Here is a 3,158-nt window from a genome sequence, read left to right as displayed (position 1 = left end):
GCTTTTACCTATACACCGCAAAAAATTAAAGCACTGGTGCAGTTATTGCCTGATGTTATTGCAGAGCCTTTATCTCAGGAAATTGTCAATGTTTTAACCATTCATCGAGGAGGTGTGTTGACGCTTTCTGTCATTGGAGCGGCTTATTTTGCTTCTAATGGGATAGAGGCTTTGCGTACGGCTTTAAATAAAGCTTACCGTGTTACTGATCGACGGAGTTTGTTGTTTTGTCGTTTTCAAAGTCTGTTTTTTGTAATCCTTGGAGCTTTTGGTCTTGTTGTGATTAGCTTTTTATTGATTCTGGCGCCTTTGCTGACCAAAATTATGCAAAATCATTCTTTTTTTATGACTGAATACATTGGTGTTATTCGTTTATGGCGTTATACAGTTGCAGTCGTTATTTTGTTTATCAGTCTTTTGATTGTTCATAAATGGCTTCCAGCAGGACAGCGGAAATTTATAGATATTTTACCAGGAATCGTGGTGACAATGTTTGTATGGTTTATGGCTTCTCTTGCTTTTGCACAATATTTGACGATGTTTGATTATATTTCAACCTATGCGGGGTTAGCATCTATTATGGTTGCCATTATTTTTCTTTACATCTTAAGCGCAATTTTTATTTTGGGAGGTGAAATAAACGCCGCAATAATGTTTTATCGTAACTATTGGCGCTCTCTTCGATGAATGAAAAAAACAGTAGATCGTACGAAAATCAAAAGATAGATAGAGGAATAAAACTTGCCATTACTTTGTTGGTTGATGCGGATGCTTGTCCCGTAAAAGATGAAGTTTATCGTGTGATGAATCGTTATCAGCTTAAGACATTTGTTGTGGCAAATCGTTCTTTGTTCCTTCCAGATGAAGCGCTCATTGAGAGAGTAGTCGTTGCTGGTGAATTCAATGGTGCTGATGATTGGATCGTAGAACATGTGCATGAGGCGAGTATCGTTATTACCAGTGATATTCCTTTAGCAGCAAGGGTTGTGCAAGCTGGGGGTTTTTGTCTTTCGCCAACGGGGCGTATTTTTGATGTAAATTCAATTGGTCAGGCTTTGGCGATGCGCAATTTGATGGAAGATTTGCGTGGACAGGGCAGTATAATAGGTGGTCCCCGTCCTTTTTCTCGTAAAGACCGTTCTGCTTTTTTGTCAGCACTGGATCTTGTTATACAACGTTTAAAAAGACGCGGTTATTAAAGTTATAGGGCCTCTTTAATCACTGCTTTTATAAGTGTTTTGGCATCGTCATTGGCCCATGGAGCTGCACCATTGAAGGAAGCAATGAGATATCCCTCTTTATCAATGAGCAATGTAATGGGGAGTCCTAAAGCAAGCCCCTGTTTTCTAACATTATTGAAAATATCCATTGTTTTATCGCGATAGTAAAGCAAATTATCTGAATGAATATCTCGTAAAAATTGCTGAATTTTTTCAGGAGAAGCAGTTTTATCGATATTAATCGCTATGACATCAAAGTTTTCTCCACCTAATTCACGTTTTAATTGCGCAAGTTCGGGCATTTCTGTGCGGCAAGGTGCACACCAAATAGCCCATAGATTGACCAGCATTGGTTTTCCGGTAAATTCGCTGAGTGTACGCTCTTTTCCTAGAATATCCTTGAAAGAGAGTTTATTCATATCCGAGGGTGTATCAGCAAATCGTATGTGGCTAAAAAAGCCTTTTGCTGCTTTTCGTATCGCCATCATTTTTTCTGCTCGTGCTTTATCAGTGTTTATTTCTTGTGCTTGTGCTGCTGAAATGAAATTGAAAAGAAAAAACTCTCTTTTAGTATCGTAGTTTATGGTTGCGTATAAACTCAATGCAATGATAAAGAATGCAAGGGAGATTTGCCTTTTTTTATTGTTTTTTTCGCTGATGAAAATTTGAAAAATCATAATTTTGTCCTTTGGATGGGTGTTTTCAGAATATGACAGATGAGAAGTTAAAGAACCAAATATGGGGTGGTCGGTTTACGGCAGGTCCTGCTGCAATTATGGAAGAAATTAATGCCTCTATTGATTTTGATCAAAAACTTTATCGACAAGATATTGAAGGTTCTCTTTCTCATGCGGCTATGTTAGCGCAAACGAAAATCATTTCACAATCAGATTATGAAAAAATTGTTCATGGTTTGAAACTTATTCGCCAAGAAATTGAAGACGGTAAATTTGTTTTTTCACGAAAGCTTGAAGATATTCATATGAATATTGAAGCGCGGTTGAGTGAATTGATAGGTTCTGTAGCAGGGCGTTTGCATACGGCGCGTTCACGCAATGATCAAGTTGCTGTTGATTTTCGCTTGTGGGTACGTGAAGCAACGCAAAAGATAGCACAAGCTTTAAAAGGATTGATAGAGCAATTACTTATTCGCGCAGAACAACATGTTTATACCTTTATGCCGGGCTTTACGCATTTACAATTAGCCCAACCTGTAACATTGGGCCATTATATGATGGCTTATGTTGAAATGTTCGGTCGAGATTTATCGCGAATGCGTGATGTTCTTGAGCGAATGAATGAATCGCCTTTAGGGGCTGCTGCTTTGGCAGGAACAAGTTTTCCGATTGATCGCTTTATGACAGCACAAGCACTAGGCTTTCGGGAACCTACACGCAATTCAATTGATAGTGTTTCTGATCGTGATTTTGCGTTGGAGTTTTTAAGCGCTGGTGCTCTTTGTGCGGTGCATCTTTCGCGTTTGGCGGAAGAAATAATTCTTTGGTCAAGTGAACAGTTTTGTTTTATTCATTTGTCAGATGCCTTTTCAACGGGTTCGTCTATTATGCCACAAAAGAGAAATCCGGATGCGGCAGAGTTAGTACGAGCGAAAGCAGGTCGATTGAATGGTGCGCTTATGGGATTGTTAACGGTGATGAAAGGATTACCGCTTGCTTATTCAAAGGATATGCAAGAAGATAAAGAATATGTATTTGATGGGGCTTTGAGTTTGAAATTATCACTCGCAGCAATGACAGGGATGATTGCTGATTTGAAAGTGAATAAAAAAGCCATGAAACAAGCAGCGGATTTAGGGTATGCAACAGCTACGGATTTTGCTGATTGGCTTGTCCGTGAATTAGGGATTCCTTTTCGTGAAGCACATTACATAACAGGGCGTGCTGTGGCATTGGCAGAAAGAAAACAGTGTCGCCTTCA

Annotated in this window: 4 protein-coding genes; 3 read left to right on the top strand and 1 reads right to left on the bottom strand. The window is 39.2% G+C overall.

The features are described from left to right. Both ACFIO3_RS01260 and ACFIO3_RS01255 read left to right on the top strand, forming a co-directional pair. The coding region (locus tag ACFIO3_RS01260) for a YihY/virulence factor BrkB family protein (protein WP_375704039.1) at positions 1 to 687 on the top strand (687 nt) is incomplete at its 5' end. Next, positions 684 to 1,199 carry a YaiI/YqxD family protein gene (locus tag ACFIO3_RS01255; protein ID WP_375606049.1) on the top strand — a complete coding sequence of 172 codons (516 nt, stop codon included), beginning with the start codon at positions 684 to 686 and terminating at the stop codon, positions 1,197 to 1,199. The genes ACFIO3_RS01260 and ACFIO3_RS01255, both read left to right, overlap by 4 nt. Positions 1,200 to 1,201: 2 nt before the next feature. Here the strand turns inward: ACFIO3_RS01255 and ACFIO3_RS01250 are convergent, their stop codons facing one another. Continuing rightward, positions 1,202 to 1,897: a TlpA disulfide reductase family protein gene (locus ACFIO3_RS01250; protein WP_375686436.1), complete on the bottom strand. Its 696-nt coding sequence runs from the start codon at positions 1,895 to 1,897 to the stop codon at positions 1,202 to 1,204. A 32-nt stretch (positions 1,898 to 1,929) separates the two neighbouring features. Here ACFIO3_RS01250 and argH point away from each other — a divergent pair. Then, positions 1,930 to 3,158, top strand: a 1,229-nt coding sequence (gene argH / locus ACFIO3_RS01245; protein ID WP_375704038.1) for an argininosuccinate lyase, incomplete at its 3' end; no start/stop codon positions are given.

The organism is Bartonella sp. AD328YNZD (genome assembly GCF_042196425.1).
Note: the sequence above shows the minus strand (reverse complement) of the source record. Positions and strands in the feature narration are given on the sequence as shown.